The sequence below is a fragment of the Thiorhodococcus mannitoliphagus genome (assembly GCF_010915725.1).
In the GTDB taxonomy this organism is placed as follows: domain Bacteria; phylum Pseudomonadota; class Gammaproteobacteria; order Chromatiales; family Chromatiaceae; genus Thiorhodococcus; species Thiorhodococcus mannitoliphagus.
Map to the genome: position 1 here is coordinate 1 of NZ_JAAIJR010000315.1, position 1,700 is coordinate 1,700.

A 1,700-nucleotide genomic window follows, 5' to 3' on the forward strand; every position below is an offset into this window, starting at 1 on the left:
GACTGACTGTCCGGCTTCGATCGGAACGGCTGTCCGCTTTCCTTCGGACTGGGTGTCCGGTTTCACTGGAATACGCAGCTACGCTCAGACCGGCCTGCATAAAGGCCCCTCGCAGCTCACCTTGGCGGATCTGGATGCCGCCTTGATCGCGGCCTTTCTCGACGACCTGCAGGCCAGCCGCGGCACCAGCGCCCGCAGCCGCAACGTCCGACTGGCCGCCATCCATTCCTTCTTTCGCTATGCCGCACTCGAAGTCCCCGAGCACAGTGGTCTGATCGAACGGGTCTTGGCCATCCCGTCCAAGCGCTATGAGCGCGCGCCCATCGCCTACCTCACGCGCGTGGAAAGCGAGGCGCTGCTCGCCGCCCCGGATCTGTCGACGTGGCTCGGACGACGCGACCGCACCCTGCTGTTGGTGGCGCTGCAAACCGGACTGCGCGTGTCCGAGCTGATCGGCCTGCGCTGGCAGGATGTCACGCTCCAAACCGGCGCCCATGTGCGCTGCCTCGGCAAAGGCCGCAAGCAACGCTGTACACCGCTGCGCAAGGAGGCCGTGTCCGCGTTACGGGCTTGGCAGCGCGAGCAGGCTCAGGGATCTTCAGCCATCGTGTTCCCGTCGACTCGAGGCGGAGCACTCAGTCGTGACGCCGTGGCCGATCTGCTGAAGAAGCATCTGGCGCAGGCCCGCCAACAGTGCCCATCATTGGTCGAAAAAGACATCACCCCGCATGGATTGCGCCACTCCGCCGCCATGGCCCTGTTGCATAGCGGCGTCGACTGCGCCGTCATTGCCATGTGGCTCGGTCATGAGTCGATGGACACGACCCAGATCTATCTCCATGCCAGCCTGGAACTCAAGCAGCAGGCCCTCGATCGAACGACACCACTGAGTGAGGCCCGTGGCCGGTATCGACCGGACGACGCCTTGCTCGCCTTCCTGAAGAGCCTCTAATAATGCCGAGTCGAGTGGCCCCGCAGCCCAGTCGCCATACGGTGCTTGCAGGGTGACTTGGCATTATTCGGCACCCGGGATTATGGCGCTAATGCCGGGAACGGCATTATCGCCACACGACAGCCATTCACCTTCTTCAGGCCGGTGTCGACATCAGTGTCATCGCACTGTGGCTTGGGCATGAAAGCCCGGTAACGACCCATCAGTACGTCGAGGCCGATTTGGCGATGAAAGAGCAAGCGTTGGCTAAGCTCCGCGAGCCGGACACGATTCTCCAACGCTACCGGGCACCTGACAGCCTGATCGGGTTCCTGAAGAGCCTATGATTATGAGAAGCCGCTAGCGCGGGCTGACTGCCATCGGACGGCGGTCAGCGCAACTCGTCGAGTCCAACTTTGCATAATCGCGAGCTTGGCATAATGAGACTTATGGAAAGCTTTCCATAACGGCCAGGAGCTGTCGCCCAAGAGCTATGCTGAATTCTGGTGTATGAGCGCGGGCTGATGGGGGCTTGGAAGGCGGCACACCGTTGCTGACAATGTGGTTGTTCAAGACACACAACAGCAACGAAGAGGTGCGCGATGAGAGACGATACGAGCAAGCCGAAGGACAGCGCAAGCCTGCTGCCGACGACGACCCTGGAAGAGTTGGATGTGTCCCTGGAGGAGTTGGTGCGCCGTGGTGCACGCCAGCTGATCCAGCGGGCCGTCGAGGTTGAGGTCGAGGTCGAGGCGCTCTTGAGCGAGTC

At 61.9% G+C, this 1,700-nt stretch carries 1 protein-coding gene and 1 pseudogene; both read left to right on the forward strand.

Going from position 1 to position 1,700, the window contains the following annotated elements; all coding sequences use genetic code 11:
- Positions 1 to 952 (forward strand): tyrosine-type recombinase/integrase (locus G3480_RS26490; RefSeq protein WP_164657185.1); only part of this gene is annotated, 952 nt, incomplete at its 5' end.
- Between the two features lie 119 nt (positions 953 to 1,071).
- A pseudogene (locus G3480_RS26495) lies at positions 1,072 to 1,278 on the forward strand (tyrosine-type recombinase/integrase); the annotation flags it as partial.
- Positions 1,279 to 1,700 lie beyond the last annotated feature (422 nt).